The sequence below is a fragment of the Streptomyces botrytidirepellens genome (assembly GCF_003721215.1).
Taxonomy (GTDB): domain Bacteria; phylum Actinomycetota; class Actinomycetes; order Streptomycetales; family Streptomycetaceae; genus Streptomyces; species Streptomyces himastatinicus.
Window position 1 is genome coordinate 1 of record NZ_RIBZ01000564.1, and the last position, 3,303, is coordinate 3,303.

Below are 3,303 nucleotides of genomic sequence, written 5' to 3' on the forward strand. Positions count from 1 at the left end.
CCGCGGGCCCGGCGGCTGGGCCCGGCGCCGCGGCGCGTACGAGCGGGGCACGCGCGGGCGGCGGGACGTTTCCGCGCTCGTCGGGAGCGCCCACGGCGCCCGCCACCGCGTCCGTACGGGCCTCCGCGCGGGCCTCCGTACGGGCGTCCGCCGTGACCGCCGCGTGCCAGCCGTGGCGGTCCAGCGCGCGGGCCAGGGCCCGCACCATGCGCGGGTCGAACTGCGAGCCCGCACACCGCTTCAGCTCCGCGACCGCCGTCTCCACCGGGCGGGCCCTGCTGTACGTACGCGTCGAAGTCATCGCGTCGAACGCGTCCGCGACCGCCACCACCCGCGCGAACTCCGGGATCTGCGCCCCGGCCAGCCCGTACGGGTAGCCGCTGCCGTCCAGCCGCTCGTGGTGGTGCAGGATGGCCGTCCGCGCCTCGCCCAGGAAGCGGATGCCGCGCACCATCTCGTGGCCGTATTCGGGGTGCAGCTCGATGACGCGGCGCTCCTCGGGGGTCAGCGGGCCGTTCTTGCGCAGCAGCCGGGTGGGGACGCCGAGCTTGCCCACGTCGTGCAGGATGCCCGCGATGCGCAGGGCCTCCAGCCGGTCGCCGCTCATGCCCAGCTCGCGGGCGATCATCACGGAGGCGCGGCCGACCCGCTCGCTGTGGCCCCGGGTGTAGCGGTCCTTGATGTCGACCGCCTGGACGAGGGCGCGGATGGTGGCCTGGTGGGCGGCGCGCTCGCGGTGGTAGAGCGCGAAGACGCAGGCGCAGACGTACATCGGCAGCAGCACCAGCAGGGCCGCCGCCGGCCCGTACGGGCTGGCCCACAGCACCGCCATGGCGAGCCCGGCGGGCCCGTGGACCAGCTGCGGCGCCAGCGCGCTCAGGTGGCGTCCGCACCAGGCGGCCCGGGCCGAGCGGCGCTCGGCGAGGACCAGCACCCCGCCTTCGAGGGCGGCGGTGACCAGCCCCAGCACGAGCGCGGCGACCGGGGCGGCGGCCAGGGCCCGCGGAAAACCGGGCACAACGGGGTTCTCGGCGGCGCGCAGGGCGTACGGGCCACTGAGGGCCCGGAAGGCGTACGCGGCGGCCCAGACGGCCAGTGAGAGCTGTGCGGCGCGCCAGGCGCGGCGTACCGGCGCGGGCTGCCGCTGGACCCGCCCCAGCAGCGCCCCGGGCACAGCGACGAGCGCCGCGGCGGCCGGCGGCAGCAGAAAAGCCCCGGCCAGGAGGACGGGGCTGCACCATTCGGGGGACGGGGCCCGCACCGTACGGGACCCCACCGCGTACACCGCGGCGAGCAGGATCACCGTGGCCCACGGGACGGCCGCCTGGGACCACAGCACCGGGGCGGCGCACAGCGCCCCGGCGAGAACGGCGCTCAGCACATAGGCGCGCGCCCCGAGAGGAAGTGCCCGCAACGACCGCCCTCCTCCCCATCCGCATCCGGTCGCCGCCCCGTCCGGGGCGGGTCAGATTGGGGAGAATAGGGCCGCATGCGGCGGGCGGGAGCGGATGGACCGCCCGATTGCACCCCTTCGGGTGATGATCGGACCGTTCGGTAAACGCCGCCCGCGGCCCGCGGGCCAGCGTCACACCCGGGCGGTCACACCCGGGGGATCACTCCTCGGCGGTCACTCCTGGGCGGTGGCGGACCTGGGCGCCTCGGCGGTGTCCGCGCCGGTGCCCGGCTCCGCGGTGAGCTCGCGCTCCGGGACGGCCTGCCCGGAGCGGATCAGCTCGATGCGGCCCATGACCTTCGAACGGAGGTCGGTGGGCACGTCGTCATGCCCGCAGCACCGCTTGACCAGCTTCTTCACGGCCTGCTCCAGGCCGTACTTCTCCAGGCAGGGGGAGCACTCGTCGAAGTGCACCTCGAACTTGGCACAGTCCCCGTCGGGCATTTCGCGATCGAGGAACTCGTAGAGATGGTCGAGGACCTCGGAGCAATCCGTCTCGTGCGGCTCTCCGCAGCTCATGAGTCCGCGCCTTTCCGATCGTGCGACCCGTCCGCCGCCGCACCGGACGCGCCCGCCGGGACGAGCCCGCGCCCACGGGCGTAGTCCTCCAGCATTTCGCGCAGCTGACGGCGCCCACGGTGCAGACGGGACATCACCGTACCGATGGGTGTCCCCATGATGTCGGCGATCTCCTTGTACGCAAACCCCTCGACATCCGCGAGATAGACCGCGATCCGGAACTCCTCGGGAATGGCCTGAAGAGCCTCCTTGACATCCGAATCAGGAAGGTGATCCAGGGCCTGGGACTCGGCGGACCGCAGACCGGTCGACATATGTGACTCGGCGCGCGCGAGCTGCCAGTCCTCGATCTCCTCGGCCGCACTGCGCTGGGGTTCACGCTGCTTCTTGCGGTACGAGTTGATGAAGGTATTGGTGAGAATGCGGTACAGCCACGCCTTGAGGTTGGTGCCCTCGCGGAATTGGTGGAAGGACCCGTACGCCTTCGCGTACGTCTCCTGCACGAGGTCCTCTGCGTCGGCCGGATTACGGGTCATGCGCAGCGCGGCAGAGTACATCTGGTCGAGGAACGTCAGGGCGTCCCGCTCGAAGCGCGCGTTGCGCTCCGCGGACGTCTCCTGCCGCTGCTCGTCCTGCGCTCCCTCGATGACGCCGTCGGTCTCTGCGTCGGTCCCAGTGACCTGACCCACCTCCTCCGTATTCGCGGCGGTACCCGATGCGGACCCGCTCGAATCGGAGAATAGACGACGATCCGGTCCGCCCGCCGCCTCGATCTTCGCGGTCTGCTCCGCCTCCAGCTGACGCCAGTCCAGGTCAGCGGCGTGCGGGCGGGCCGGGCAAGCAAGCGAACCCATGCGGGGAACTCCCTCTCCTCGTGCTGGTGCCTCTTACGCGGTCGATACCTACGACGCGTATAACACCGACCCCCCGGGTGGCATTCCCGTGACCTCACCCACACCCCTCAGCCCGCGAGGCGCGTCAGCCACTCCCCGACAGCTTCGGTGATCACGGCCATGGCCTCCGACTCCGTGATGTCCGCCGACTTCGGCACGGCGAAGCCGTGGTCACCGTGGGGCACCTCCACCAGTTCCGTGGACTCCGGCAGCGCCGGGAACTCCCCGGGGCGGCCGAAGGCGTCGCGGCCGCCCTGGAGGACGAGCGTCGGCAGGCCCGTGGACAGCAGCTCCTCGGCGCGGGACTTCTCCGGCTTGCCCGGCGGGTGCAGCGGGAAGGACAGCGCCAGCACGGCGCGGGCGCCCAGCTCGGCCCCCGTACGGCACGCCACCCGGGCGCCCGCGCTGCGGCCGCCCGCGACGACCGGCAGGCCGGGC

At 72.9% G+C, this 3,303-nt stretch carries 4 protein-coding genes; all 4 read right to left on the minus strand.

Going from position 1 to position 3,303, the window contains the following annotated elements; translation table 11 throughout:
• Positions 1-1,414 (minus strand): HD-GYP domain-containing protein (locus EEJ42_RS32850; RefSeq protein ID WP_184503388.1); only part of this gene is annotated, 1,414 nt, incomplete at its 3' end.
• Positions 1,415-1,627: 213 nt separating this feature from the next.
• Positions 1,628-1,972, minus strand: a complete 345-nt coding sequence (rsrA, locus tag EEJ42_RS32855; protein ID WP_123105617.1) for a mycothiol system anti-sigma-R factor — start codon at positions 1,970-1,972, stop codon at positions 1,628-1,630.
• Positions 1,969-2,661 (minus strand): sigma-70 family RNA polymerase sigma factor, encoded by a 693-nt coding sequence (locus EEJ42_RS32860; protein WP_425473001.1) that lies wholly within the window; start codon positions 2,659-2,661, stop codon positions 1,969-1,971. Before EEJ42_RS32860 ends, rsrA begins: the two co-directional genes overlap by 4 nt.
• A 272-nt stretch (positions 2,662-2,933) precedes the next feature.
• A partial coding sequence (locus tag EEJ42_RS32865; protein WP_342778363.1) for an alpha/beta hydrolase family protein occupies positions 2,934-3,303 on the minus strand: 370 nt, incomplete at its 5' end.